Origin of the sequence: Kosakonia sp. AG348 (assembly GCF_003337365.1) — a bacterium.
Classification (GTDB): Bacteria; Pseudomonadota; Gammaproteobacteria; order Enterobacterales; family Enterobacteriaceae; genus Kosakonia.
In genome coordinates, this window is sequence record NZ_QPJR01000005.1 from 198377 (window position 1) to 223417 (window position 25041).

Below are 25041 nucleotides of genomic sequence, written 5' to 3' on the forward strand. Positions count from 1 at the left end.
GCCCGTTTCCAGGCCAGTATCATTACTTGTTCAGATCGATCCTGACGACACTATCCGGGCCGCTGGTGGAGTGATCTTTGTTGAATGCCTGTTTGACGGTGACAAACAGCGTCTGACCATCGGCGGAAAGCAGCAGGCTGTTTGGATGCGGCGGCAGATCCCAGCGCTGTTTTACCGCATAGCTGGTTGCATCAAGGCTCAGCACTTTGCCGGACTCGCGCCGGGTAATGTAGATTTCATGACGTCTGGCATTGAATTTCACCGCCAGCGCATCGCCCACAAGCTGTTTCACAATTTTGCCGCTGTGGATATCCAGCACCAGCGTGGTTTTGGCTTTTGAATTGTCGGTGACGAACAAGCGGCCGGTAGCCTCATCTTCAGCGATATTCAACAGCAGTGCCGGTTTGTCGCCCAGTGGTTTCCAGCGTTGCTCAATGCGATTATTGCGCGGATTCACCACCAGGATTTCGCCACCGCCATTCGCCACGTACAAACGTTGCGTCTGCGCAGAGAAGTGCAGACCGGTCACCCATTTGCCCGCGTTTTTGATACGCGCCTTTACCTTCAGGGTCTTCACGTCAACCACCCACACCAGCGCCGGATCGGCAACGGCACCGATATATAAATTGCCGTTATGCAGCACTATTTCACGCGCGCCGTACGGCTGGCCTTTCTCGTTGCGTTCCGGGAACAGGGTACGGGAAAGCACTTTGCCGGTGCTGGTGTCGATGGCGCTCACGCCGCCGTCCAGCGAATTGGTGACATACACGGTTTTGCCATCCGGGGAGATAGCCATGCCAAAGTTTTTCAGATCGGTGTGGGTCGCGCCGAGGGTTTGTAGTGTTTTCGGATCCAGCTTGTATACCACTCCGCCCTGCACATCTTTAAAGCCTTCCGCGCTGGAAACATACAGTGCATCGCCTTGCGGGCTGATCGCCATTTCATACAGACCACTCGCCAGTTCGCGTTTCACCACGCTCTCTGGTAACTGCACTGCCGCAGGTTTTGCTGCCGGTGCCACAGGCTGTGCGCTGGTGGTGGTATGTGCGCTGCAACCGGCAAGCGCCATCGCCGCCAGCAGAGCCAGCACGGACGTTTTTATCTTCATGGGGGATCCTTTACCGTTAATGTCATCAGGGCAGACGAGCGCCCACGCCACGCATCCTGTGCGCGATCGTTTGATGAGGGCAGATGCGGCCCGGCGCAGCTCGTCACGGCTTTTAAGTGTTCCCTGTCAGCCTTCACGCTCACTGTTATTGCGGGGGAAGATCCTTGCTGCGCCCACAAACACCAAAGAGAATGAGAACTATACGCATTCTTGACTTTCAGGCAAGTACTATCGTTTCACTTCCCTGTCGAGTAAAAAGAGGCGTGTTAAAAAGTGAAAAACGGCGGGTATGAATACGGCGTGAAAGCAGGAACTGACCGGCAGTGCCGGAATTGCGGCATCATCATTCTGCCTGCCGGCAGCGTTTACGCTGCGCCTTCGCAGGCGTTAAGCAAAGGACAAGCGGCAGATGCACTGCATAAGGCATCGACGGCGAAAACAGCTATTGATAATGGCGGATGTATCTTAGTAGCCGCGCAATTTTGAACGTTGCCATGCGCTGTCAACCAGTTCAGCTGCAGCCTGTACCTGATCGCAAAATGGCGCGCCAAAGGTTTCCATCAGCGCGGCGTGTCGGGTAAGAAACCCCATACCCTCTTCGTTACCGGCAATGCTCTCCAGAAACCAGTCGGGCACCTCTTTTTTCAGGCACTGTTCGCACAGCGAGGCGCTAAATTGCGCACGCTGATCGGCATCGTTTATCCAGGAGGGTTGCTGATTATCCATCTCAGCGGCAACCGTCGCCTCGAGCGCACGCTGCGAACGGCTGTAATACTCGCGAATTTTCGCCGAACTCCACGCTTTGCCGAAAAACAGCAGCAATATTGGCACTACACACCAGAAGAGGGTCATCACTTACTCGTTATCTGTTTTAGCCGCAGAGATAGTAATGACAAAACCTGACAAAAGCATTAACAGGGATCACTGTTTGACCGGCATCATTGGCAAAAAAGAGACAGTACAAAGCGCTTCCATCGGGCTTATTTACGTCGCCAGAAGGAATGTAATTTTGTTAATGATGTGAGCTGGCGCGAATTTTTTAAACTCAATGCATTAAGCCGGTGAAGTCGCACAAAATTTGGGGTTGACCGCAAAGATGATAAAGATTATCTTTCTCATTACCGAATGGTTGAGCAAATCACTCAGGTATTCGGTACGACATTGCTCACATTGCTTCCAGTATTATTTGCCCGCCTGACAAGTGCGGGCTTTTTTTTTACCGCCTCTCCGCCCGCCGCCGCAGATATGACTGTGGTTTTGCTTAGGGAGCAATAATCTCCCGTTATTCATCGACTTACTTAATTGAAATCAAACCGTCACAAATCCGCCTTAACCTAAGATTATTCTTATATCGGGATGCTGTTTGAATCATGGATATACCGCTCGCTTCACGACAGCTTAATGCTGGTATCTTGCGCCTTGCCGTCCCGCACGTGACCCCGGATGCCAATAACGTGCAGGTCATGTCGCTGTTCAATGAACACAAATCGTTAATTGGCCTGCCGGTGCTGGAAAATAACCGTCCTATTGGCATGATTAACCGGCATATTTTTCTGTCGCAGATGAGCCGTCCGTTTTTCCATGAGCTGTATGACCAGAAAAGCTGCATCGCGTTTATGGATAAAAACCCGCTGATCGTCGATGCCGATTGCGGTCTCGAATATTTGTCCGAGCGGGTGATCGAAACTGGCGACAAAGCCGTCACCGAAGGGTTTATCCTCACCCAGCAGGGGCAATACATCGGTATTGGTCTGGGCATAGATCTTATCCGCACAGTCTCGGATTTACAGGCCAAGCAGCATCTGCAAATTATGCAAAGCCTTGAATACGCACGCATTATTCAGGAATCGATGCTGAGCCGCTCGCGTAACACCATTGAAAAAACGCTTGATGACTGGTGCCTGCACTGGCACCCGCGCGACTGTGTTGGCGGCGATATCTACGCTTTTCAGCGCGTGGAAAATGGCTGGTTGATGGTGCTGGCGGATTGCACCGGGCATGGCGTTCCCGGCGCGTTTATGACTTTTATTTTCTCCTCGGCGCTGGAAAAAGCGCTCAGCCTCGCCCCAGAGAACGCGCCGGAACAACTGCTCAGCCTGATTAATCAACATATCAAACAGACGCTCAGCCAGGTGCATCCTTCTGCCGATCGCAGCCAGTCCAACGATGGCTGTGACGCCCTTGTTCTGTTTGTCGACACGCAACATGAGCAGGTCAGTTGGGCGAGCGCGCGCATGCACGCTTTCGTACTCAGCGCGGAAAAAGACAGCGCAACAACGCTTGAAAGCTGCCGCAAAGGTGTGGGTTACACCGACACGCCAGTGGATTACCAGTGGCAGCGCTACCAGGCTCCATTGCGTCGTGGCGACACGTTCTTGATTGTTTCTGATGGCGCGACCGACCAGCCAGGCGGCCCGCGCAATGTAATGTTTGGCAAAAAACGTATTCAGTCACTGTTAGCGCAAAACCGCACGCTGCCAATGCCTGCACTTTCCGACGCCCTGCTCGCGGCGCTGAAAGCCTGGCAGGGGCAGCAAACCTCGCGCGATGACATGACGTGGTTTGGTTTTCGCTGGTGAACAACATGCAAATAAACGACCTGCAGGTCAAAGAAGCCGTTCTGTTACCCCTTTTTACGCTGCAACGGCAAAACGCCGTTGAGCTTTTTTATACGGGCTATTTTTCCCAGCAGCATATTGTTTCGCTGGGTGAAGTCATTCGCACATGGCTGGATAAACACGAATCCTCAGCGGTAACGCGCAGAAAGCTGTTCTCGGCTTTTATCGAGATGGGGCAAAACATTGTGCGTTACTCCTCAGATGACCGCTATTTATCGACTGAACAGCAAGAGCTGCGCTTCGGTTCGGTCTGCTTTCATATGGATCAAACTCACTATTATCTCGAAACCGCAAACCTGGTGGGGCCGGAAGCATCTACGTTATTGCAGACAAATCTCGATGTGTTGCGCGGTATGTCGCAGGCGGAGATCCGCGATGCCTGGAAACAGGGGCTGCGCAGTGAAACCCCGGCGACCAGTAAAGGCGCGAACATCGGTTTGTTGACCATGGCGCGGGATACCAGCCTGCCGCTGGAATATCGCATTCACCCTCTGGCGGCGGGTTCGCTGTCCGCCTTTCACTTAAAGGCAACGTTCTGCCATGACTGATATGACACTGACGCCGGCTATTGAATTGCCCGCCACCGCCGCGACGCCGGAGGTGAAATTTGATTTTGCCGCCCAACGCCTGATGCTAAAAGGCGAAGCCTACCCGGAGAATGCCGCCGCGTTTTTCCGCCCGTTGATGGATGCGCTGGAAGGCTGGTTGCAGAGTGGCCAGCAGACGGACGCCCCACTCCAGCTACATGTGGCGCTGAGCTACTTCAACAGCTCCAGCACCAAGCTGTTATTTACGCTGTTCGAAAGCCTGAATGATTACGCCCGCGACGGCGCGGTGTGTGAGCTGCACTGGTACTATGACGCGGAAGACGATATCTCCGAGGAGTTTGGCCAGGAGCTACGCATCGATTTCCCGTCGCTGACCGTTTTTCTTATCCCGGACATTAACGCATGCTAGATATCAATGAGCTATTCAAGGAGGACTATTCCGTCCTCGAAGATGCTCGTCTGGCCGCTGCCGACGACAGGCTGACGGCGGATGCCTGCCGTGAAAAATTGTGGGCGGTGGCGAAAAACTACCAGCGCCTGATCCGTGAATCGTATCGCCTGATTTCGCGCAGTGATCGCGCTGAGCGCGAACTGAATCGCATGAATGAGCAGTTGCAACAGCTGGCGGCGCGCCTTGAATATGAGGCGACGCACGACCCGCTGACCGCCGTGTTTAACCGCAGCGCGATCATTAATCACATTAACCAGGGTCTGACCACCGGCCATGTGGCGCTGATCCTGCTCGATATCGATCATTTCAAACGCATTAATGATGAGTACGGTCACCCGATGGGCGACCGCGTGATTTGCGCGCTGGTGGCGCGTATTCGCCGCGCCGTGCCGCAAAGCGCGGCGATCGGTCGCGTTGGTGGCGAGGAATTCACCATTGTTCTGCCCAAAGCGCGTGTTGAAGAGGCGATGATCACGGCCAGTTATATTCACTCGTCGCTGAACGCCTCGCCACTGGAAGTGCTCCCCCAGCAACTGGTAACCGCCAGTTTTGGTGTCAGCCTGGGGCATAAAGACAGCGATTTCGAGACGCTGTATAGCACGGCCGACACCGCGCTGTATCACGCGAAAAAACGCGGGCGTAACCAGGTGGCGCTGCATGAGGATTTTTTTCGCCCACAGGTGAAAATGGGGCTTTCATCGGAAAATGTTCAGCATTAAGGGGACGGACGTTCGACTACGTTCGGCAGAGTGCAACGATCCACAGCAACACATGGTGCTTTGCGGCAGGCTTTCTGCCTGTCTTGCTCTGTTGTAACCGACGCTTACCGGGCCAACGTTCGCGAAAACAGCAGCCCAGGCGCGGGCATCGCAGAAAAATGAAGATAACTGAGTCAATTTGCCAGGGGCTTGTCAGATTGTTTTATTGTTCTTAAGCGGCTTGTTTTTCCAGCGTTTATGCAACCATTCGAACTCCTGATAAGTAAGAGAAGTACGCAGTTTTTCCCGTAACGCCTTAATCAGCGGCTCAGCGGTTTCGTAGGTGTCTATTACCGTCGTATATGAGGCCTGCTTAATCATATTTTCCTCATAAATACCGGCTCTTATGCTTACCGCCATACGCTCATAGAAATTAAGAATGTATTGTATTTTTCGTCCTTCGTAGTTCTCATCCTTTGAAAGATTTTCTGCAACAGGGAACACATATGAACGGAAGGATTTCCCGGAGTCGCGAACGCGCCGAAGTGTATGCAGACCATCAATGTATTCACTGTCTTTTCTGCTTTCAAAAAGAAAGGTCGCCGTTTGGGTTTTCCGGGCCATCTTCACGTTAAATCGGATGGTAAGGACAGCGGTACAAATACCGCCAAAAACGAGGAGATTGCTGATGACTTGCCACGCTGTCGGACTGATTTCCATAGACAATTCCCTGTCATTAGATAAAAAAGCGGAGCCTGAGCTCCGCCTGTAAAAAAGTTGTCTGTCAGAAACCGTCGAACTCATCACATTTTTTCATATAAATCTCCCTGAACGCGTTACCCTAACAATGAGTGCAATTTCACTTAGGTGGTGATTTTATAATCGCAGTAGCCGCTTCGCAATGGCAAGTCCAATACAATCCTGTTGGATATTTCAAATTGCGGCACCGCTCGAAAAACAACGATAAGCGGTCTGTTTTTTCGGTTCTCAATTGCCGCCTTCAGCGACTGGATTGCAAAAACTTTCTCACCCTGTCCGAGTCCGGGTTGGTGAAAAATTTCTCCGGCGGTGCTTTCTCGATCAGCAGCCCTTTTTCCAGAAACACCACTTCATCCGATACCTGGCGGGCGAAATCCATCTCGTGCGTCACCACTACCATGGTGTAACCCTCTGCAGCGAGATCTTTCATCACGCCCAGCACTTCGTTAACCAGTTCCGGATCCAGCGCTGAAGTGGGTTCATCAAATAAAATCACCTCCGGCGACATCGCCAGCGAACGGGCAATCGCCACGCGCTGCTTCTGCCCGCCGGATAGCGTTATCGGGTAGACATCGGCTTTATGGTTCATGCCGACCTTTTCCAGTTGCCGGTGGGCAATCTCATTCGCCTGTTCACGCTTCATCCCCTTCACATGCACCAGCGCTTCGCTGACGTTGTGCAGCACGGATAGATGCGGCCACAGGTTAAAGCTCTGAAACACCATGCCAACCCGTTCACGGATGTGTGAGAGATCTTTATGCGACATCGCTTTGCCGGTTTTTTCATCCACACCGATGCGCTGCCCGCTGATGCGCACTTCGCCGCGATCCGGCTGTTCCAGCCAGTTCATACAGCGCAGCAGCGTCGATTTCCCTGAACCGGACGACCCCAGAATGCTGACCACTGTGCCCTTCTTCACGTTCAGATTGATATCGCGCAGCACTTCCACGTTATCAAACTGTTTGGACAGGTTTTTGATGCTTACCGCGTTTGCTTCAGGCATGGGTCATTCCTCTTTTCGCTCCGTAATGGCTCAACCGCTTAATCAGCAACTCCAGCAGAATGCTGATGCCCCAGTACAGCGCAATGGCGACAATAAAGGCGTTAAACGGAATAAAGTACGTGGACTGCACACTGTTCGCGGCGGCGGTGATCTCCTGCACGGTAATAATGCACAGAAACGCCGTGTCCTTCAGGCAAATAATCAACTGATTGCCCATTAAGGGCAGCGCGGAAGAGACTATATTCGGCAAAATAATGCGCAGGAAGATCTTATAACGAGAAAAACCTTGCGATACGGCAGCTTCAATATAGCCCGAGGAGAATATTCTGCGCTGGCTGCGTAATATTTCGAAGAAATAGGCACCATGATAAATTACCAGGGCTAATAACCCTGCGGTCCAGGCGTCCATGCTGATACCTAACTGCGGTAAACCGTAATAAAGTAGATACGCCAGAATCAAAAACGGTATTGCCCGCATCAGGCTGACAAAAGCAATAATCAGGCGATGAACAACACGGTTCTGATATTCCATCAGGTAGCAAAACAGCACACCGATCAATAACCCGACCACGGCGGCAATAATAAATAACTCTAACGTTGCCAGCAGGCCGTTGAAAAAACTCTCACGCGCGGCCCAAATAATTCCCCACTGATTCATAAATCCTCCGCCTTTTATCGCGCCAGGCGCTTCGCTTTGCGTTCTGCTACGCCCTGCAACTTCAGCAACAGACCGATAATAATCACGTATAACAGCGCCGCAGCGAGGATCGGCGACAGCGGTTCATAGGTCACAGATGAGATCCGGTTGGTCACGCGCGTTAAATCCACCACACCAATCACCGCAATCGCCGGGCTGCCTTTGATCAAAAACGACATCTCGTTGACCAGCGCCGGCAGGCTTTCGATCCACATTTGCGGCAACATGATGTGGCGGAAATAGGTCCAGCGCCGCATCCCCACAGACTCCGCCGCTTCCCGCTGTTCACGGGGGAAGTTACGGAAAGCGTTGCGCCAGATTTCCGCGTTAAACGCCGAGGTGTTCAGCGTCAGCGCGACAATCGCCGCCAGCGTTTTATCCAGGTTAATGCCGAGCGTCGGCAGGGACAAAAACAGAAACAGCACCAGCGTTACCAGCGGCGTGGCACGCGCCAGGCTGATGTAAACCACCAGAAACTGGTCAATAAACGGGATCTTCATCATGCGGATAAAGGCGATAACCAGGCCGATAACCACCCCGAACGCAATCGCCACGCCTGAGATCCAGAGGGTCGTCCATGCGCCTTCAATCAATAACTGCCATGAGATTAAGTCCATGTTCCCTCCTGTGAAAACGGGCGGCGGTTGCCCGCCGCAGGTTACTTACAAACCGGCTAACTTGTGGAACTGCTCGGCGCTGGTGATCGGCTCTTTCGGCAGTTCATAGGTTTCGCCAAACCACTTTTTCTGCAGCTCAGTGAGCTTGCCGGTTTCAGTCATATGGTTCATAAAACCGGTCATAAATTTCAGCAGCTCAGGTGAGTTTTTCGGGATCGGCCACGCCATGTAGCCCGGACCGGAAACGGCCAGGCCTTTAGCAAAGACCTTCGGTTTGGCTTTCACCAGATCGTTGACGGAAATCACCACGTTAATGACGTAATCAACGCGTTTGTTCGCCAGATCGGCGTAGGCTTCCGGATAGGACTGGTACTCCACCACCGGTCCGAGTTTTCCGCCCACTTTCTCCAGCATCGCTTTCAGCTCCGGCAAACGCGCCAGCAGCGCACTGCCCGCCTGGACGCCCACTTTTTTACCGCTGAGATCGGCAATGGTATTTAAGGTTTTATCGTCGGCGCGTTTGACAAAATAGTGCTGCGCAGAAGCCCACGGCGGGGTGAAATTAAAGACATTGAGACGTTCATCGGTAATTACCGCACCGGTGAGTGCCATATCGTATTGGCCGGTGGAAACCGCAGCGAGTAATCCCGTCCACGGTAAGATACTTTGGTTAATATTAAATTTTGCGTACTTGCGTAATTCCTCAAGCATATCCTTGTTAAAACCATCCGTCTGGCCATTATTCATAAAGTTGAATGGCGCGTAATCGTCCTCGGTCGCCACTTTCATGGTGCCAGATTTTTCTATTTCGGGTAAATCCGCTGCGACTGCGTGTAAGGAAAACGCCAAAGAGATCATGGCTGCAAGACAATATTTGCCGAATACGTTTTTCATCTCTCCACCCTTATTTAATGTGCCAGACCGGTATATCCCAGGTGTGCCGGAAGCGTTGCAAGATATATGCCTAAATACGACATCGTGTGTTTTTCGTGACTGCGTTTTTACAATAGGGAGGCTTGCGCTTTTGTGAATAGAGCCAGTTCTGGCGAATGAGTGTGTCAGTTAACAGGAAGCTGGTATGGAATTTGCTCCATCGCATTACGCGATATATCCGAAGGAGTGCAGCATGATTCGTCACCTGTTGAATGTGAATTTTGACGGCCAGCGTGGATTGCAGGAGCAAGTCCGCGAATGTTTGATCAACGCCATTCTGAGCGGGATTTTCCCGGCGGATACCGCACTGCCCTCTTGCCGCCAGCTTGCCAGCCAGCTTAACGTTTCGCGCAATACCACCGCGCTGGTGTTTGAAGGACTGGTCAACGAGGGTTACCTGGTGAGCCGCCCGCGCAGCGGTTACTACCTGCACCCGGATTACTACCGCTGCGGACAAAACCCGACGCCACCTGCACCTGAATGCGAGAGCGCTGCACCACACTGGGGCAACCGCCTGAAAATCACCCCCAGCCAGCAGGAATCGATCCTTAAACCAGCAGGCTGGATGCACTACCGCTACCCGTTTATCTACGGGCAGCCCTACACGCAGCAGTTCCCGCTTGCCAGCTGGCGCGCGGCGGCAAACTGGCTGCACGGTGGTGTGCGCGACCCGGCATGGGTGATTGATCATATTGACCAGGATGTGCCGATGCTGATTGAGCAGATCCGCACCCGCGTGTTGCCCAAACGCGGCATCGTTGCCGCACCGGATGAGATCCTGATTACGCTCGGCTCGCAAAACGCGCTCTATTTGCTGACGCGTTTGCTGATGTCGCCCGCGACGCGCGTGGCGGTGGAGAACCCGGGTTTTCGCGAAGCCATTAACACCTTCTTATTAAGCGAGCCGCAAATCGTGCCGCACGACGTGGACAGCGAAGGGCTGGTGCTCAATGAAACCCCTTGCGACTACTACTATGTGACGCCGGGCCACCAGGTGCCGACTGGCGTGACGATGAGCAAAGCGCGGCGCGTGCAATTGCTCGATTACGCTGCCCGCCACGATGCAGTGGTGATTGAGGACGATTACGACTCGGAAAGTAACTTTATGCAAAACCCGCTGCCCGCGCTGAAAGCCAGCGATCGCAGCGGGCGCGTGATTTATGTCAGCAGCTTGTCCAAAGCACTGTCGCCGGGGTTACGGCTGGGGTATATGGTTGCCGCGCCGGAAATCATTGATGAAGCGCGGGCGCTGCGCCGCCTGGTGTACCGTCATCCGCCAACCAATATTCAATACCAGATGGCGCATTTTCTGGCGCAGGGGCATTACGAAACCCATTTGCGCCGCTACCACGAAGACTCCGCCCGCCGCTGGGATTGTCTGCACAACGCGCTACACACGTTTCTGCCGGAGTGCCAGTTGATGCAGGGTAGCGAACATGCCAACGCCTTCTGGCTGCGCACACCAGAACAGATCAACACCCAGCAACTGACCTGGCGCGCCGCCCACGCGGGCGTGTTGATTGAGCCCGGCGCGCGGCATTTTCTTGATGCCGCGCCGCCGGATAACTTCTTTCGCATGGGGTTTCACGCTATCAATCCGGATGCAATTGCCCCTGGCGTGGAAGTGTTGCGTGGCCAACTGGCGCAGCTATGTTGATATTTTGAGCGGTTGTCGCCGCCTCGCAGGAAGGAATGAGTAATCGCTTCCATAATGAAGCAAACCCATTTATCGCGAGAACGTTATGCCACTGCCGGATTTTCATGTTTCCGAACCGTTTACGCTCGGCATTGAACTGGAGTTACAGGTCGTTAACCCGCCGGGTTACGATTTGAGCCAGGACTCTTCACGGCTGATTGAAGCGGTAAAACACCAGATAAGTACCGGTGAAGTCAAACATGACATCACCGAAAGCATGCTGGAGATTGCCACCGGCGTGTGCCGGGATATCAACCAGGCGGCACATCAGTTTTCCGCCATGCAGCATGTGATTTTACAGGCCGCATCCGAGCACCATGTGCAGATATGCGGCGGCGGTACTCACCCTTTTCAGAAGTGGCAACGCCAGGAGATCTGCAATGATGAGCGTTATAGCCGCACGCTGGAGACGTTTGGTTATCTGATGCAACAAGCGACGGTGTTTGGCCAGCATGTGCATGTTGGCTGCACCAACGGTGACGACGCGATCTATTTGTTGCATGGTCTTTCCCGTTTTGTGCCGCACTTTATTGCGCTCAGCGCCGCCTCGCCCTACATCCAGGGCACCGACACCCGCTATGCGTCGTCGCGCCTGAACATTTTCTCTTCCTTTCCGGATAATGGCCCGATGCCGTGGGTGGCGAACTGGCAGGAGTTTGAAGGGCTATTTCGCCGCCTGAGCTACACCTCAATGATTGAAAGCATCAAAGATTTGCACTGGGACATTCGCCCCAGCCCGCATTTTGGCACTGTTGAAGTGCGGGTCATGGACACGCCGCTGACGCTGTCACACGCCATTAATGTGGCCGGGTTTATCCAGGCGCTGTCGCACTGGCTGCTGGCCGAGCGACCGTTTAAACATCAGCCGCAGGATTATTTATTGTATAAATTCAACCGTTTTCAGGCCTGCCGTTACGGGCTGGAAGGTCTGATTACCGATGTGCACACCGGTGAGCGGTACACCATTGCTGACGATCTCACTCGCCTGCTGGAGAAGCTCGCGCCGTCGGCAGATAAACTGAATGCGGGTAGCGCCCTGGATGAACTGGCCAATGTGGTGAAACGCGGAAAAAGCGAAGCACAGATGATGCGTGAATTTATTGCCGATGGCGGCTCACTAATTGGATTAATGCAAAAACACGCTGAGATTTGGGCGGCAGGCTAACGCATTAATTTTTTAGTTATTATTCTTAACCACAACGTAAATAACCTGCGCATCAGCAGGTTATTTTTTTCTTATTACGAAAAATAATAACCACTAAGTGGTAGATGGATTCAACAGAATTGATAAATATCAACAAGCCCTGCGTTAGAAATAAAGACCCCGCCCCCTACTCCGATAACGAATTAAAGCAAACGAGAACATGAGGCATTTGTATGAGATGGATTTACCGTTTATCAATGAAATTTAAATTATTACTGGCTTTACTGCCTTTATTGTTTGCCCTCATATGGTTAGCAACCAGCGGCATCCTGGCACGCGTGGAAACAGGCCAGCAGATGCGCACCATCATTACCTTAACGGATCTGGCGAAAAATGCCGGTGGCGTTATTCATGAATTACAAAAAGAGCGCGGCATGAGCGCAGGATATATCGGCAGCAAAGGACAGCAATTTAATGCCGAGTTAACTGCCCAATATATTCTCTCTGATAAAGCCCTGAGCCAGTTAGCCGAGGCGTTAAAAGCATTCCCGCTCCAGCGGGCGAATAATGATATTCGTCATGCGCTCGATCAATTCCGCCAACATCAACAAGGCATAACGGATTTTCGCCAACAAATTCATGCCCTCAGCGTTAGCGGTACAGACTCGCTGACCTGGTACAGCACCATTATTAGCGATCTCCTCAATGTGGTGGGTGGAATTAGTCAGTTGACGGATAACGGCGAAATTGTGAATCAACTGGCGGCATATTACAGCGTGCTGAATGCCAAAGAGCAAACCGGCGTGGAACGTGCGCTGATGTCCAACGTGTTTTCCGCCGACCGGTTTACCGACGGGCAGTTCCGTCAGCTGAACGAAGTGGTTGGCAAGCAACTTTCCTGGCTGGCGGCAACGCGAGCGTTCAGTACTGCCGCCGTCAATGAACGGCTGACGGCGCAACTGCAAACTCCGGAAGTAACGCGCGCGCTTGAGATGCGCCAGCAGGCAATTGACCATGTGGCGACCGGTGGTTTTGGCGTCGCCCCAACCGACTGGTTTAATGCCCAGACGGCACGCATCAATACGCTGAAATCCGTGGAAGATGCCGCGGCAAATACCCTGTTGCAAACGGCAAAAGATCTGGCGGATAACGCCTGGCGTGATGTGATTGTTTTTGCGGTGATAAGCATTGCAGCCCTGTTGATCGCGCTGTTCTTCGCCCTGCTGGTCGCCAGCAGTATTCATCGCCAGTTGCACCATTCACTGGCCACCATTGAAGGAATGGACGGTGATCTTACCCAGCGTCTGGATGTGCCGGGCAGTGATGAGTTGTCGCTCCTGAACCGCGCTTACAACCAGGCCATTGAAAATATTCAGCATATTGTCAGCGAGATAAAACATGGCGCGGGCGTGTTGCGCGGCGCCAGTTCCGAGATTGCCAGCGGGAACCAGGATCTGGCCTCACGGACAGATGAACAAGCCGCGTCACTGGTGGAAACCGCGGCCAGTATGGAGCAGATCGCCACGGCGGTGAACCAGACGGCGGATAACGCGAATGAGGCTAAACGGCTGACGCAAGAGATGGAGCAACAGGTGCAGGAAGCAAGCCGGGTGGCGGGTGAAGCCAGCCAGAGCATGACTGCCATTCGCGGCTCCAGCGAGCAGATCTCGAATATCGTTAGTTCAATCGACGAAATCTCGTTTCAGACCAACCTGCTGGCACTGAATGCGGCAGTGGAAGCCGCACGCGCCGGTGAGCTGGGCAAAGGTTTCGCCGTGGTAGCGAGCGAAGTGCGTAACCTTTCGCAACGGTGTGCCAACGACGCGCACCAGATCCGCGAACTGGTGAGCAAAAACATGGAGCAGATCCAGCAAGGCGTCACGCTGGTGCAGGCTTCTGACCGCGCGCTGCAATCGGCAAAAGCCCATACCGGGCAGATGCTGGCGTTTGTCAGCGATATTGCGCGTGCGGCGAGCGAGCAGTCACTGGGCGTGTCGCAGGTGCATCAAGCCCTGAACCAACTGGAGCAGGTAACCCAGCAAAATGCCGGGCTGGTCGCCAGCGCGGCGACCGCCAGCCAGATGCTGGATCAACAATCGGAAACCATGGCGACGCTGGTTGACCGCTTCGTGGTAGCGTAAAGACCTGTCGGGGGACGTTGCACAGCGCGCAGCTTTCCCCGACAATGCGGCTTTTCACCTTCGATTAACGCTTATGAAACACTCGCTCGAACCGTTGCTTACGCTGGCAGGTATTCTGCTGATGGCTTTTCTCTCTGTGCTGCTGCTTCCTGCCCCTGCGCTTGGGTTGCAACTGGCGCAAAGCCTGGTGCAGCGCTTCCACCTGCTGGATTTGACGCAGCTTTATATCATTCTTTACTGCCTGTGGTTTTTGTTGCTCGGCACGGTGGAGTTTTTTGTTGTGCGCTTTATCTGGAAGCGCTGGCTCGCCGCCTGAAAACGCGCTGTTTCCCCTCCCTGCGCGTGTAAGGTGGGGAATCTCCCCGCCTTTTACCCTCGATAACTATTCAAAAGTCATTCTAATTTTTTGAATACTACGCGCAAATAGTTCAGCTTTTTCTTTCCCCGTCACCGGCCTATCATTCGTTTCATCAGGGCAAAACAGCCCATTACAAACGGAACTGGCCCGCAGGTTGGCCGTAAAATTAATCAAAACTTTCGTTGCAGGCCAGATTAACCATGAACCCATTACAGAAACTTTTTAGCGCTTTGTTTCCACAGTCCGCAGGTAACAACGTAGCGGATGTGCAGCCAACTTCAGGAGTGACTATGTCAGACAATTTTCTCGCTTTAGCAAAACAACGCCGCACTATCTATGCCCTGGGTAAAGATCTGCCGGTGGCAGAAGATGTGGTCATTGAAACCATCAAAGAAGCGATTCGTCAGGCACCTTCGGCGTTTAACTCACAGAGTTCCCGCGCGCTGATCCTGTTAGGTAAAGAACATGTGCAGTTCTGGGAGCTGACTCGCGAGCAGCTGAGAAAAATCGTGCCGGAAGAGAGCTTTAAAGCCACTTCCGACAAGCTGGACGGCTTTGCCGCAGCGGCGGGTTCCGTGCTGTTCTTTGAAGATCAGGATGTGGTGAAAGGCTTGCAGGAGCAGTTTGCGGCTTACGCCGATAACTTCCCGGTATGGTCTGAACACAGCACCGGTATTGCACAGTACGCCGTGTGGCTGGCGCTGACCGAGAAAGGCATCGGCGCGAACCTGCAACACTATAACCCACTGGTTGACGCCGATGTGCAGCGCACCTGGGGTATTCCGGAGAACTGGAAACTGCGCGGCCATATGAACTTCGGTTCGATCGTGGCCCCGGCTGGCGATAAAGCCTTTATGGATGACGCCAAACGCTTTGTGGTTGCCCGTTAATCGACGGAATTCACGCTGCGTGCAGTAAGCTGACAGCCATAAAAAAGCCGCCTTAATAAAGGCGGCTTTTTATTTACAGCAGGTAAAACTTACTGCTGGCTTTCACGCTCAGCAATAAAACCCAGCGCTTTGTTGATACGCGCGATGCTGCGCGCCTGGCCAATGGCGTGAACGGTGACATCCAGCGCCGGAGACTGACCCGCGCCGGTCACGGCAACGCGCAACGGCATCCCCACTTTGCCCATGCCCACTTCCAGCTCATCGGCGGTCGCCTGAATCGCATGGTGAACGTTTTCCGCCGTCCAGTCGGTGATAGCAGCCAGCTTGTCACGCACCACTTCCAGCGGCTGACGCGCAACCGGACGCAGGTGTTTTTTCGCCGCATCGGCGTCGAACTCGTCAAACTCTTCATAGAAATAACGGCAGCTTGCCGCCATCTCTTTCAGCGTTTTACAACGCTCGCCGAGCAGTTTCACCAGCTCAAACAGCTGCGGACCGGTATGGGTGTCGATATTTTCCTGCTCAATGTGCCACTGCAGGTGCGTCGCCACATACTCGGGATCCAGCGAATTGATGTAGTGATGGTTCAGCCACAGCAGCTTGTCGGTGTTGAACGCACTCGCGGATTTGCTTACCGCGCCAAGAGAGAACAGCTTGATCATCTCTTCGCGGGAGAAGATCTCCTGATCGCCGCTCGACCAGCCCAGACGTACCAGGTAGTTAAGCAGCGCTTCCGGCAGGTAACCATCGTCGCGATACTGCATTACGCTGACCGCGCCATGGCGTTTGGAGAGTTTTTTACCGTCGTCGCCGTTAATCATCGACACATGCGCGTATACCGGAACCGGTGCGTTCAACGCTTTCAGAATGTTGATCTGACGCGGCGTGTTGTTGATATGGTCTTCACCACGAATAACGTGGGTAATTTCCATATCCCAGTCATCAACCACAACGCAGAAGTTATAGGTTGGAGATCCATCAGTACGGCGGATGATCAGATCGTCGAGTTCGAGGTTGCTGAACTCAATCGGGCCGCGAATCTGGTCGTCAAAAATAACAGAACCATCCTGCGGGTTGGCAAAACGCACGACGCACGGCTCGTCATCAGCATGGTGCGAATGATCGTGGCGGCAACGGCCGTCATAACGTGGTTTTTCATTATTTGCCATCTGCGTTTCGCGCAGCTGCTCAAGGCGTTCTTTCGAGCAGTAGCATTTGTAGGCGGTGCCCGCTTCCAGCATTTCATCGATAACCGCGTTATAGCGGTCAAAGCGTTTGGTCTGGAAGTACGGGCCTTCGTCCCACTCCAGATTCAGCCAGTTCATGCCATCCATGATGGCTTCAATTGCTTCCGGAGTGGAGCGCTCGAGATCGGTGTCTTCAATACGCAGCACAAACTCACCGCCGTGATTACGTGCAAATAGCCAGGAGTAAAGAGCAGTGCGCGCGCCGCCAACGTGCAGATAGCCGGTGGGGCTTGGCGCGAAGCGAGTTTTGATTTTCATGAAATGGCCTTACGTTTATAAAGATGCCGACCGTCGGCAATAGCTAAAATGAAAGTGGGCGATATTCTATCACTGTGGGCTGATTCCTCAATGTTGTTGCCGCAATGAGGGGGTTATCAGGCTATTTTGTTTAGAAATCATGCTCTCGCGACGCTTTACGCAGCGGTTTGTCTAATTTTACGACGAACGAACAATTTCTTTTGAAAATGCGTTGACTCATTTTCAACTCTCCCTATAATGCGACTCCACACAGCGGGGGTGATTAGCTCAGCTGGGAGAGCACCTCCCTTACAAGGAGGGGGTCGGCGGTTCGATCCCGTCATCACCCACCACGATTTTTGTGGCTTCCGCAGTGTAGATAAGAATGAGAAGTGGGTGATTAGCTCAGCTGGGAGAGCACCTCCCTTACAAGGAGGGGGTCGGCGGTTCGATCCCGTCATCACCCACCACTTTCTCGCCAGCGAATTCTTATCAGTTGAAGTACCGAAGTGGGTGATTAGCTCAGCTGGGAGAGCACCTCCCTTACAAGGAGGGGGTCGGCGGTTCGATCCCGTCATCACCCACCACTTCGGGTCGTTAGCTCAGTTGGTAGAGCAGTTGACTTTTAATCAATTGGTCGCAGGTTCGAATCCTGCACGACCCACCAATGTAAAAAAGCGCCCTAAAGGCGCTTTTTTGCTATCTGCCCAAGTTCAAAATTCGGACCTGCGGCAGGTTCGGGTCGAACGTAGTGAGACAACGGAGCCGCTTGCGGCGACGGCCCGAAGGGCGAGTAAAGCGAGTCATCCTGCACCACCCTCCAATGTAAAAACGGCGCTGGCGGCGCTTTTTTGCTATCTGCTATTCCCCCTTCTCCTGCCCTGTTCCAACCGTCAGTTAAAATCCGTCGAAATCCATTGATTACCAACCCGCGCGATTCCAGTTATGTGACCAGTAAATCGATGAATTTTTCCCGCCGAACAATTTACTTTAAAGCAGCATACAAACGATTAAATCCACGTTACGTTAGCCAAAAAAACCACCCTGACCACAATGTAAAAACGAATAAAATTTCAGTATTTTCAATAAGTAAACACGGTAACGTTTATCCATAATTTATCCTTAATATCCCGATATGATGCCCGCCGAACGGCCATTCGATGAACACAATTCAAGAAATAGATGATGTCGGCCGATAACCATGTTTTATGGCAAAAAGGAGTGTGCAATGACCACAATTTCGACAACAACAGCGTCAATTCAAACGGGTAGCGCGGGTAGTTCATCGTCTACCGGCAACGATACCGCTTCGCAAATCAGCCGCATTACTCAGAAGATCACCAAGCTGACGCAGCAGCTGAAAGAAATCGCTAACGGGAGCGGTTCGACGGAAGACAAGAAGAAACAGCAAGAGATGATTCAGACTGAAATCCAGCAACTGCAAGCGCAGCTGGCGCAACTGCAGCGCAAACAGGCTGAAGAAGCAGAGCAGAAACAAGCCCAGCAGCACCCGCAAACGAAAGCGGAAGGTGTTAACAAACCTTCCGACGATCATCAGATTGATATTTACGTCTGAGTAAATAACGGATCGTCCTCACGGGCCTGGTTTAAACACCGGGCCTGTTCTCTGACAACTTCCCACAATGCCTGCGCCGCCCCTGAGAGCGACCTGTTTTTTCGCCGCACCAGCATAATTTTGCGCTGCATATCCGGCACCAGCCGTTTTACCGCCAGCTCGCTCCCCTGCGGCAACGGCAAGGCGAGTGCGGGCAGAATACTAATGCCTATTCCCGCTTCGACCATCGGAAACAGGGTTGCCGGGTGGCCAATCTCCTGCACGATTGTTGCGCGTACGGCGAAATGGCGCAGCGCCGCATCGATAAGCGGTCGGCTACCAGACGCGTAATCCTGCACCACTAATTGCGCCTCATCCAGCGCCGACCACGGCACCTCAGCAAGCTGTGCCCACGGATGATCGTTACGACACAGCAAAAAGAATGGCTCCTCAAGGATCTCTTCGCTCTCAAAATCGTTCACCGGGCCAGGATCGATAACAATGCCAAAATCCACCTCGCCCTGGCGAATGCTCTCCAGCACCCATTGCTGCGGCCTGTCGTGCAACACAAAATCAATTTCCGGATAACGCTGGTTGCTGCTGGCGATGCATTGCGGGATCAGGTGCGCCGAAATGGTCTGGCTCGCCGCCACGCGCACCGTGCCAGTCAGTTGCTGCCCGACACGCCCGGCTTCACGCAGCGTGCTGCTAAGCTCATCTAACAGTCGTTCGAGGCGTCCGGCCAGTTGATGCCCGGCTTCGGTCAGCACCACTTCGCGGGTGGTACGGTCGAGTAAGCGCACGCCGGTTTGCAGTTCCAGCTCTTTCACGCTGTGGCTTACCGCCGACTGGCTGAGGCCGATTATCTCCCCTGCCCGGCTAAAACTTTTGGCTTGCGCCACCGTGACGAAGACACGTAACTGACGTAAGGAATAATTCATCTTATAAATTCATGAATGGATGCAATAAATCAATTTTATTTCTCAAAGTAGAAAAAGCACAATAGCGACACCGACTTTCAGGAGTGCACATGAAACTTTTTCGTATCCTTGATCCTTTTACGCTCACGCTGGTATGTACCGTTTTGCTGGCCTCTTTTTTCCCGGCGCGCGGCGGTTTTGTGCCATTTTTCGAGGGGCTGACCACCGCCGCCATTGCGCTGCTGTTTTTTATGCATGGAGCGAAGTTGTCGCGCGAGGCGATCATCGCTGGCGGTAGCCACTGGCGTTTACATCTTTGGGTAATGTGCAGCACGTTTGTGCTTTTCCCGGCGCTCGGGGTGCTGTTTGTCTGGTGGTCGCCGGTGAATGTCAGCCAGGAGCTGTATACCGGTTTTCTGTATTTGTGCATTCTGCCTGCGACCGTTCAATCGGCAATAGCCTTTACCTCGCTGGCGGGCGGTAATGTCGCGGCGGCGGTTTGCTCAGCATCGGCTTCCAGCTTACTCGGCATCTTCCTGTCGCCGCTGCTGGTCGGCCTGCTGATGGATCTACACGGCGCAGAAGGCAGTCTTGAGCAAGTGGGCAAGATCATGCTGCAACTGCTGCTGCCGTTTGTGCTGGGGCATCTTTCCCGCCCGTGGACCGGCGCTTTTGTGGCAAAGCATAAGAAATGGATTTCAAAAACCGACCAGACGTCGATTCTGCTGGTGGTTTACTCCGCCTTTAGCGAAGCGGTGGTGAACGGCATCTGGCATAAAGTGGGCATCGGTTCGCTGCTGTTTATCGTGGTGGCAAGCCTGGTGTTGCTGGCGATTGTCATCGTAGTGAACGTAGTGGTGGCACGGAAATGTGGCTTCAACAAAGCCGATGAAATCACTATTGTTTTCTGCGGTTCGAAAAAGAGCCTCGCCAACGGTATTCCTATGGCCAACATCCTGTTCCCGACGTCGGTGATTGGCATGATGGTGCTGCCGCTGATGATCTTCCATCAGATCCAGTTGATGGTCTGCGCCGTGCTGGCGCGCCGTTATAAACGTCAAACGGAGCAACAGCAGGCGCAGGAAGCGGCGAAAGCCTAATTGCGTTTCAGGGGCTGTACCAGGTGGCTCAGCCCTTCCGTTTTGATCAGTAACGTTATTTGCATCAACTCGCCCAGCCGCCCGGCGGGAAACGACTCCTTCCGGGCAAACCACAGCAGATACTCTTCGGGCAGATCGATAAGCCGCCGCCCCTGATATTTACCAAACGGCATGAGCGTATTTGCAATCTCGACCAGCTGTTCCTTTTCCATTTACGCTCCCAGCAGGCGCATCATCTCAGCTTCGTCGATAACCTCTATACCCAGTTCCTGCGCTTTCGCAAGCTTAGAGCCTGCGGCTTCCCCGGCAATCACCAGATCCGTTTTCTTCGACACGCTGCCCGCCACTTTTGCCCCTAAGGCTGTTAAACGTGCTTTGGCGTCATCGCGCGAAAGCTGGCTCAGGCTACCAGTCAGCACGATGGTTTTCCCGGCAAACGGGCTGTCGATCTCTTCAGCCTTGACGACAACCGGCGCAGGCCAGTGAATGCCAACATCCTCAACTAACTGGCGGATAACCTCGCGGTTGCTCTCTTCATTGAAGAAGTTGTCCACGTGCTTCGCGACCACAACCCCGACATCAGGTACTTTTTGCAGCTCATCAACGCTTGCTGCCATCAGCGCTTCCAGCGTACCAAAGTAAGCCGCCAGACCGGCGGCCGTGGCTTCGCCAACCTCGCGGATACCGAGCGCATAGAGGAAACGGGCAAAGGTCGTCTCTTTGGCTTTTTCCAGCGCATTGACCACGTTTTGCGCCGATTTAGGCCCCATACGATCCAGCCCCGTCAGCTTACCGGCCGTCAGGCGGAATAGGTCTGCTGGCGTGTGGACGTACTCTTTTTCAACCAGTTGGTCGATTATCTTGTCGCCCATGCCATCCACATCCATTGCGCGACGGGAGACAAAATGCTTCAGTGACTCTTTACGCTGCGCACCGCAAATTAAGCCACCGGTACAGCGAGCCACCGCTTCGCCTTCAACACGCTCAACGTCGGAACCACACACCGGGCAGTGCGTCGGGAAAACCACTTCACGCGTCTCTTCCGGGCGTTCGGAAAGCACCACATTGACCACCTGCGGGATAACATCTCCGGCGCGGCGAATCACTACTTTGTCGCCAATCCGCAAGCCAAGGCGGTCAATTTCATCGGCGTTGTGCAGCGTTGCATTGCTGACCAGCACCCCGGCAACGTGTACCGGCTCAAGCCTGGCGACAGGCGTAATTGCGCCGGTTCGCCCGACCTGGAATTCCACATCGCGAACAAAGGTCATCTGCTCCTGCGCCGGGAATTTAAAAGCGACTGCCCAGCGCGGCGCGCGGGCGACAAAGCCCAACTGTTCCTGTAAATCGAGCGAGTCGACCTTAATCACCACGCCGTCAATATCAAAACCGAGCGTTGGGCGATCGGCTTCAACCTGGTGATAGAAAGCCAGCACCTCTTCCGGCGTGTTGCAAAGGCGTATGCGGTCACTTACCGGCAGCCCCCAGGCTTTGAACTGCTGCAAGCGGCCCAGATGGCTGCGCGGCAGCTCGCCGCCTTCGAGAATGCCGATGCCATAGCAGAAGAAGGTCAGCGGACGTTTGGCGGTGATACGCGGATCAAGCTGGCGCAATGAACCTGCGGCTGCATTGCGCGGGTTGGCAAAGACTTTCGCACCGGTACGACGCGCATCTTCGTTGATTTTTTCAAAACCCGATTGCGGCAAAAACACTTCACCACGCACTTCAAGACGGGCGGGAATATTGTCGCCGTGCAGCTTGAGCGGGATAGCGCGGATAGTGCGCACGTTGGTAGTGATATCCTCTCCGGTGGTGCCATCACCGCGCGTTGCCGCACGCATCAGCACACCGTTTTCGTAGAGAATACTGACCGCCAGGCCATCCAGCTTTAGCTCGCAGCAGTAAGTGAGCGCGTCGGTGCTTTTCAGCCTGTCCTGCACGCGCTTGTTAAAAGCAAGGAAACTCTCTTCGTCAAACACGTTGTCCAGCGACAGCATCGGCACTTCATGGCGTATCTGGCTAAAAGCGGTAAGCGGCGCTGCGCCAACACGCTGCGTTGGCGAATCCGGCGTGACTAAATCAGGGCGCTGCGCTTCAAGTTCACGCAGTTCCCGCATCAGACGATCGTACTCGGCGTCCGGGATCTCCGGCGCATCCATAACGTGGTACAGATATTCATGATGGCGAAGGCTGGTTCGCAGTTCTGTCAGTTGTTGTTCAATTGAGTCCATATCGCACCATCAATGATAAAAAACCCCCGACTGGCGGGGGTTCTGGAAGGAAATAATGTTCGTGGTCCCGTTACGCGTTGGCGTCTTTGACCTCGCGAATACGATCCTGGTATTCACGTAATTTCTGCGGGGTCATCATCCGACGCTGATCGTCCAGCACTACGCCGCCGACTTCGTCGGCAATATGCTGTGCGGATTGCAGCATCAGTTTAAAGTTTTGCAGTTCGTCGCCATAGGAAGGCACCTGCATAAAGATGGTGACGCCAGGCGTTGCCATCTCACTCATCGTATCGACATCAAACGTGCCGGGGTTCACCATATTCGCCAGGCTGAAGAGCGCCGGGCCACTGCCGTCCGGGCTAAGATGACGATGGAAGATGCTCATATCGCCGAATTTGAACCCGGCCTGCAAAATGCTGTTCAGCAGCACTTCGCCATTCAACGTGCTGCCATGGTGTGCGGCAACATTCATGATAATCACGGTTTCTTTACGCTGCGGTTTTTCCACCGGCGCTTCGACAACCGGCTCAGGTTCCGGCTGAGGCGCGGGCTGCGCAATTTCAGGTTGCGATTGATACTGCGGCGCAGGCTGCTGAGGTGCCATTGGTTGCGGCTGTGACTGTGGGGCAACAGGCTGTTGCGGTGCGTGGCGCACCGGCTGCGTTTCAAAGGCAGGTGCCTGCGCAGGGCGCTCCGGCTGCTGCTGGGAGTAAGGCTGCTGCGCGTGGTGCGGTGGCTCTGCGGGTTGAACTGGCGGTGCCGACGGGCGTGGCTGTGCCGACGCATAAGGCGGCTGATATTGGTGCTGACGCGGCGCGTCCTGCTCGTTACTGGCTCCCGGCGCGTGGTTCACTTTATGAACACGCACTTCACCTACGCCTTCGTCTTCTTCGACATCCTCGTCATCCAAATCGTCGTCGTCACGTCTCGACTTCATGCGTTTTAATGGGCGATCCCGGAACATGGACGAACGTTCTTTGCGACTGGTCCAAAACCCATGAACCAGCAAAGCAATTATGGCGATCGCGCCAACAATGATTAATATCAGACGCAAATCCTGCATCATTATATTCTCTGTTGTTCTAACACCTTGCCACCACGGCAAACATTTACTCACTAAGAGTATTTGCCCATTACGTCAAGTGCAAGTGCGCGCGTGTCTTTCACAGCATAAAGATGAATGAAATTGTGCTTTTTGCTGTTTTTTCGAACATTTCCGAACGGGTTTCCCCAGTATGATGAATATTATAAGCTGCAGTTTTCGGTCGTCATGAAAGGAGTATGGCCAGATTATGGTTTCATCATCCCCGTCTGTTGCTCGCAGCGGCATGTTTTACTTTTCCCAGGGCTGGAAACTGGTCACGCTGCCAGGCATTCGCCGCTTTGTGATCTTGCCATTAATGGTGAATATTTTGCTGATGGGCGGTGCGTTCTGGTGGCTGTTTACCCGGCTCGATAGTTGGATCCCTTCGCTGATGAGCCATGTGCCGGAGTGGCTACAATGGCTTAGCTATTTACTGTGGCCAATTGCCGTTATCTCAATTTTGTTGGTGTTCGGCTACTTCTTCTCAACCCTTGCGAACTGGATTGCCGCTCCGTTTAATGGCTTGCTGGCAGAACAACTGGAAGCACGCCTTACCGGTGCGACACCGCCCGACGTCGGCGTTTTTGGGCTGCTAAAAGATGTACCACGTATCATGAAGCGCGAATGGCAAAAACTGGCCTGGTATCTGCCCCGCGCGCTGCTGCTGCTGGTACTTTATTTTATTCCCGGTATTGGGCAAACCATTGCCCCGGTGTTGTGGTTTCTGTTCAGTGCGTGGATGCTCGCTATCCAGTATTGCGACTACCCGTTTGATAACCATAAGGTGCCGTTTAAAGCGATGCGCGTTTCCTTGCGTGAACGCAAGGTTATTAATATGCAGTTCGGTGCGCTCACCAGCCTGTTTACGATGATTCCGGTGTTGAACCTGGTCGTGATGCCAGTAGCGGTGTGTGGCGCAACGGCGATGTGGGTCGATTGCTACCGGGAAAAACACGCAATTTGGCGATAAGGATTTATTCCGTTTCTTATTCCATACTGATTAGCA

The 25041-nt window shown here is 53.5% G+C and carries 24 protein-coding genes, 4 tRNA genes and 1 other RNA gene; 17 read left to right on the forward strand and 12 right to left on the reverse strand.

What is annotated here, in order from left to right; all coding sequences use genetic code 11:
* Positions 1-22: 22 nt before the first annotated feature.
* Both DFO56_RS14310 and DFO56_RS14320 read right to left on the reverse strand, forming a co-directional pair.
* Positions 23-1108, reverse strand: coding sequence for a YncE family protein (locus DFO56_RS14310; protein WP_045513882.1), 1086 nt, complete (start codon positions 1106-1108; stop codon positions 23-25).
* Positions 1109-1573: 465 nt separating this feature from the next.
* Positions 1574-1960, reverse strand: coding sequence for a hypothetical protein (locus DFO56_RS14320; RefSeq protein WP_045513878.1), 387 nt, complete (start codon positions 1958-1960; stop codon positions 1574-1576).
* Positions 1961-2478: 518 nt separating this feature from the next.
* On the opposite strand from DFO56_RS14320, the gene DFO56_RS14325 reads away from it, so the two are divergent.
* The 4 genes from DFO56_RS14325 to DFO56_RS14340 are packed head-to-tail and all read left to right on the forward strand — an operon-like array spanning position 2479 to position 5444.
* Positions 2479-3687, forward strand: coding sequence for a SpoIIE family protein phosphatase (locus DFO56_RS14325; protein WP_045513875.1), 1209 nt, complete (start codon positions 2479-2481; stop codon positions 3685-3687).
* Between the two features lie 5 nt (positions 3688-3692).
* Positions 3693-4274, forward strand: coding sequence for a SiaB family protein kinase (locus DFO56_RS14330; protein WP_233500403.1), 582 nt, complete (start codon positions 3693-3695; stop codon positions 4272-4274).
* Complete coding sequence (locus tag DFO56_RS14335; protein WP_020454630.1) at positions 4267-4683, forward strand: DUF1987 domain-containing protein; 417 nt, start codon at positions 4267-4269, stop codon at positions 4681-4683. The genes DFO56_RS14330 and DFO56_RS14335 overlap by 8 nt, the downstream gene beginning before the upstream one ends.
* Entirely contained in the window at positions 4677-5444 is a 768-nt protein-coding gene (locus DFO56_RS14340) for a GGDEF domain-containing protein (protein WP_045513869.1), read from the forward strand. The genes DFO56_RS14335 and DFO56_RS14340 overlap by 7 nt, the downstream gene beginning before the upstream one ends.
* 192 nt (positions 5445-5636) lie before the next feature.
* Here the strand turns inward: DFO56_RS14340 and DFO56_RS14345 are convergent, their stop codons facing one another.
* The 5 genes from DFO56_RS14345 to DFO56_RS14365 form a co-directional block, all read right to left on the reverse strand.
* Positions 5637-6143 carry a DUF4760 domain-containing protein gene (locus tag DFO56_RS14345; protein WP_045513866.1) on the reverse strand — a complete coding sequence of 169 codons (507 nt, stop codon included), beginning with the start codon at positions 6141-6143 and terminating at the stop codon, positions 5637-5639.
* A gap of 280 nt (positions 6144-6423) precedes the next feature.
* Positions 6424-7185: an amino acid ABC transporter ATP-binding protein gene (locus DFO56_RS14350; RefSeq protein WP_045513862.1), complete on the reverse strand. Its 762-nt coding sequence runs from the start codon at positions 7183-7185 to the stop codon at positions 6424-6426.
* Entirely contained in the window at positions 7178-7843 is a 666-nt protein-coding gene (locus tag DFO56_RS14355) for an amino acid ABC transporter permease (protein ID WP_045513859.1), read from the reverse strand. Before DFO56_RS14355 ends, DFO56_RS14350 begins: the two co-directional genes overlap by 8 nt.
* 14 nt (positions 7844-7857) lie before the next feature.
* Positions 7858-8499, reverse strand: a complete 642-nt coding sequence (locus DFO56_RS14360; RefSeq protein ID WP_045513856.1) for an amino acid ABC transporter permease — start codon at positions 8497-8499, stop codon at positions 7858-7860.
* A gap of 45 nt (positions 8500-8544) precedes the next feature.
* Positions 8545-9393 carry a transporter substrate-binding domain-containing protein gene (locus tag DFO56_RS14365; RefSeq protein WP_045513853.1) on the reverse strand — a complete coding sequence of 283 codons (849 nt, stop codon included), beginning with the start codon at positions 9391-9393 and terminating at the stop codon, positions 8545-8547.
* Positions 9394-9625: 232 nt separating this feature from the next.
* Between DFO56_RS14365 and DFO56_RS14370 the strand changes: the two genes are divergently transcribed.
* From DFO56_RS14370 to DFO56_RS14390, 5 genes are all read left to right on the forward strand, one after another.
* The gene (locus tag DFO56_RS14370; RefSeq protein ID WP_020454637.1) at positions 9626-11089 is read left to right on the forward strand and encodes a PLP-dependent aminotransferase family protein; all 1464 of its coding nucleotides are present in this window, start codon (positions 9626-9628) and stop codon (positions 11087-11089) included.
* 85 nt (positions 11090-11174) lie between these two features.
* A complete protein-coding gene (locus DFO56_RS14375) occupies positions 11175-12293 on the forward strand; it encodes a YbdK family carboxylate-amine ligase (protein ID WP_045513850.1) in 1119 nt (372 codons plus the stop codon).
* A gap of 212 nt (positions 12294-12505) precedes the next feature.
* The gene (locus DFO56_RS14380) at positions 12506-14413 is read left to right on the forward strand and encodes a methyl-accepting chemotaxis protein (protein WP_045513846.1); all 1908 of its coding nucleotides are present in this window, start codon (positions 12506-12508) and stop codon (positions 14411-14413) included.
* Positions 14414-14486: 73 nt separating this feature from the next.
* On the forward strand, positions 14487-14729 hold the full coding sequence (locus DFO56_RS14385; RefSeq protein WP_017458712.1) for a DUF1158 family protein: 243 nt from the start codon (positions 14487-14489) through the stop codon (positions 14727-14729).
* A gap of 332 nt (positions 14730-15061) precedes the next feature.
* The gene (locus tag DFO56_RS14390; protein ID WP_020454640.1) at positions 15062-15661 is read left to right on the forward strand and encodes a nitroreductase family protein; all 600 of its coding nucleotides are present in this window, start codon (positions 15062-15064) and stop codon (positions 15659-15661) included.
* Positions 15662-15750: 89 nt separating this feature from the next.
* On the opposite strand, the gene gltX is transcribed toward DFO56_RS14390, so the two are convergent.
* The gene (gltX, locus tag DFO56_RS14395) at positions 15751-17166 is read right to left on the reverse strand and encodes a glutamate--tRNA ligase (protein ID WP_045513842.1); all 1416 of its coding nucleotides are present in this window, start codon (positions 17164-17166) and stop codon (positions 15751-15753) included.
* 256 nt (positions 17167-17422) lie between these two features.
* Here gltX and DFO56_RS14400 point away from each other — a divergent pair.
* The 6 genes from DFO56_RS14400 to DFO56_RS14425 all read left to right on the forward strand — a co-directional run bounded on the left by DFO56_RS14400 (position 17423) and on the right by DFO56_RS14425 (position 18721).
* Positions 17423-17498, forward strand: a tRNA-Val gene (locus DFO56_RS14400).
* A 41-nt stretch (positions 17499-17539) separates the two neighbouring features.
* A tRNA-Val gene (locus tag DFO56_RS14405) sits at positions 17540-17615 on the forward strand.
* 41 nt (positions 17616-17656) lie between these two features.
* Positions 17657-17732, forward strand: a tRNA-Val gene (locus tag DFO56_RS14410).
* A gap of 4 nt (positions 17733-17736) precedes the next feature.
* Positions 17737-17812, forward strand: a tRNA-Lys gene (locus DFO56_RS14415).
* Positions 17813-17836: 24 nt separating this feature from the next.
* Positions 17837-17968: non-coding RNA, RtT sRNA (locus DFO56_RS14420), on the forward strand.
* Between the two features lie 405 nt (positions 17969-18373).
* Entirely contained in the window at positions 18374-18721 is a 348-nt protein-coding gene (locus tag DFO56_RS14425) for a FlxA-like family protein (RefSeq protein WP_020454643.1), read from the forward strand.
* Here the strand turns inward: DFO56_RS14425 and DFO56_RS14430 are convergent.
* A complete protein-coding gene (locus tag DFO56_RS14430) occupies positions 18712-19641 on the reverse strand; it encodes a LysR family transcriptional regulator (RefSeq protein WP_045510263.1) in 930 nt (309 codons plus the stop codon). The genes DFO56_RS14425 and DFO56_RS14430 overlap by 10 nt on opposite strands.
* Before the next feature lie 89 nt (positions 19642-19730).
* On the opposite strand from DFO56_RS14430, the gene DFO56_RS14435 reads away from it, so the two are divergent.
* On the forward strand, positions 19731-20720 hold the full coding sequence (locus DFO56_RS14435; RefSeq protein WP_020454645.1) for a bile acid:sodium symporter family protein: 990 nt from the start codon (positions 19731-19733) through the stop codon (positions 20718-20720).
* Here DFO56_RS14435 and DFO56_RS14440 read toward each other — a convergent pair.
* The 3 genes from DFO56_RS14440 to zipA all read right to left on the reverse strand — a co-directional run bounded on the left by DFO56_RS14440 (position 20717) and on the right by zipA (position 24017).
* Positions 20717-20932 (reverse strand): DUF3820 family protein, encoded by a 216-nt coding sequence (locus tag DFO56_RS14440; protein WP_045510265.1) that lies wholly within the window; start codon positions 20930-20932, stop codon positions 20717-20719. The two genes, DFO56_RS14435 and DFO56_RS14440, sit on opposite strands and share 4 nt — an antisense overlap.
* Positions 20933-22951, reverse strand: coding sequence for an NAD-dependent DNA ligase LigA (ligA, locus tag DFO56_RS14445; protein WP_045510268.1), 2019 nt, complete (start codon positions 22949-22951; stop codon positions 20933-20935). It lies immediately after the preceding gene.
* Between the two features lie 70 nt (positions 22952-23021).
* Complete coding sequence (gene zipA, locus DFO56_RS14450) at positions 23022-24017, reverse strand: cell division protein ZipA (RefSeq protein ID WP_045510270.1); 996 nt, start codon at positions 24015-24017, stop codon at positions 23022-23024.
* A 226-nt stretch (positions 24018-24243) separates the two neighbouring features.
* Between zipA and cysZ the strand changes: the two genes are divergently transcribed.
* Positions 24244-25005, forward strand: a complete 762-nt coding sequence (gene cysZ / locus DFO56_RS14455) for a sulfate transporter CysZ (protein WP_045510272.1) — start codon at positions 24244-24246, stop codon at positions 25003-25005.
* The last annotated feature ends 36 nt before the right edge of the window (positions 25006-25041 follow it).

Coding starts and splice junctions, on each gene's coding strand:
- DFO56_RS14310 (WP_045513882.1), bottom strand. CDS start 1,108: ATGAAGATAAAAACGTCCGTGCTGGCTCTGCTGGCGGCGATGGCGCTT.
- DFO56_RS14320 (WP_045513878.1), bottom strand. CDS start 1,960: ATGACCCTCTTCTGGTGTGTAGTGCCAATATTGCTGCTGTTTTTCGGC.
- DFO56_RS14325 (WP_045513875.1), top strand. CDS start 2,479: ATGGATATACCGCTCGCTTCACGACAGCTTAATGCTGGTATCTTGCGC.
- DFO56_RS14330 (WP_233500403.1), top strand. CDS start 3,693: ATGCAAATAAACGACCTGCAGGTCAAAGAAGCCGTTCTGTTACCCCTT.
- DFO56_RS14335 (WP_020454630.1), top strand. CDS start 4,267: ATGACTGATATGACACTGACGCCGGCTATTGAATTGCCCGCCACCGCC.
- DFO56_RS14340 (WP_045513869.1), top strand. CDS start 4,677: ATGCTAGATATCAATGAGCTATTCAAGGAGGACTATTCCGTCCTCGAA.
- DFO56_RS14345 (WP_045513866.1), bottom strand. CDS start 6,143: ATGGAAATCAGTCCGACAGCGTGGCAAGTCATCAGCAATCTCCTCGTT.
- DFO56_RS14350 (WP_045513862.1), bottom strand. CDS start 7,185: ATGCCTGAAGCAAACGCGGTAAGCATCAAAAACCTGTCCAAACAGTTT.
- DFO56_RS14355 (WP_045513859.1), bottom strand. CDS start 7,843: ATGAATCAGTGGGGAATTATTTGGGCCGCGCGTGAGAGTTTTTTCAAC.
- DFO56_RS14360 (WP_045513856.1), bottom strand. CDS start 8,499: ATGGACTTAATCTCATGGCAGTTATTGATTGAAGGCGCATGGACGACC.
- DFO56_RS14365 (WP_045513853.1), bottom strand. CDS start 9,393: ATGAAAAACGTATTCGGCAAATATTGTCTTGCAGCCATGATCTCTTTG.
- DFO56_RS14370 (WP_020454637.1), top strand. CDS start 9,626: ATGATTCGTCACCTGTTGAATGTGAATTTTGACGGCCAGCGTGGATTG.
- DFO56_RS14375 (WP_045513850.1), top strand. CDS start 11,175: ATGCCACTGCCGGATTTTCATGTTTCCGAACCGTTTACGCTCGGCATT.
- DFO56_RS14380 (WP_045513846.1), top strand. CDS start 12,506: ATGAGATGGATTTACCGTTTATCAATGAAATTTAAATTATTACTGGCT.
- DFO56_RS14385 (WP_017458712.1), top strand. CDS start 14,487: ATGAAACACTCGCTCGAACCGTTGCTTACGCTGGCAGGTATTCTGCTG.
- DFO56_RS14390 (WP_020454640.1), top strand. CDS start 15,062: ATGTCAGACAATTTTCTCGCTTTAGCAAAACAACGCCGCACTATCTAT.
- gltX (WP_045513842.1), bottom strand. CDS start 17,166: ATGAAAATCAAAACTCGCTTCGCGCCAAGCCCCACCGGCTATCTGCAC.
- DFO56_RS14425 (WP_020454643.1), top strand. CDS start 18,374: ATGACCACAATTTCGACAACAACAGCGTCAATTCAAACGGGTAGCGCG.
- DFO56_RS14430 (WP_045510263.1), bottom strand. CDS start 19,641: ATGAATTATTCCTTACGTCAGTTACGTGTCTTCGTCACGGTGGCGCAA.
- DFO56_RS14435 (WP_020454645.1), top strand. CDS start 19,731: ATGAAACTTTTTCGTATCCTTGATCCTTTTACGCTCACGCTGGTATGT.
- DFO56_RS14440 (WP_045510265.1), bottom strand. CDS start 20,932: ATGGAAAAGGAACAGCTGGTCGAGATTGCAAATACGCTCATGCCGTTT.
- ligA (WP_045510268.1), bottom strand. CDS start 22,951: ATGGACTCAATTGAACAACAACTGACAGAACTGCGAACCAGCCTTCGC.
- zipA (WP_045510270.1), bottom strand. CDS start 24,017: ATGATGCAGGATTTGCGTCTGATATTAATCATTGTTGGCGCGATCGCC.
- cysZ (WP_045510272.1), top strand. CDS start 24,244: ATGGTTTCATCATCCCCGTCTGTTGCTCGCAGCGGCATGTTTTACTTT.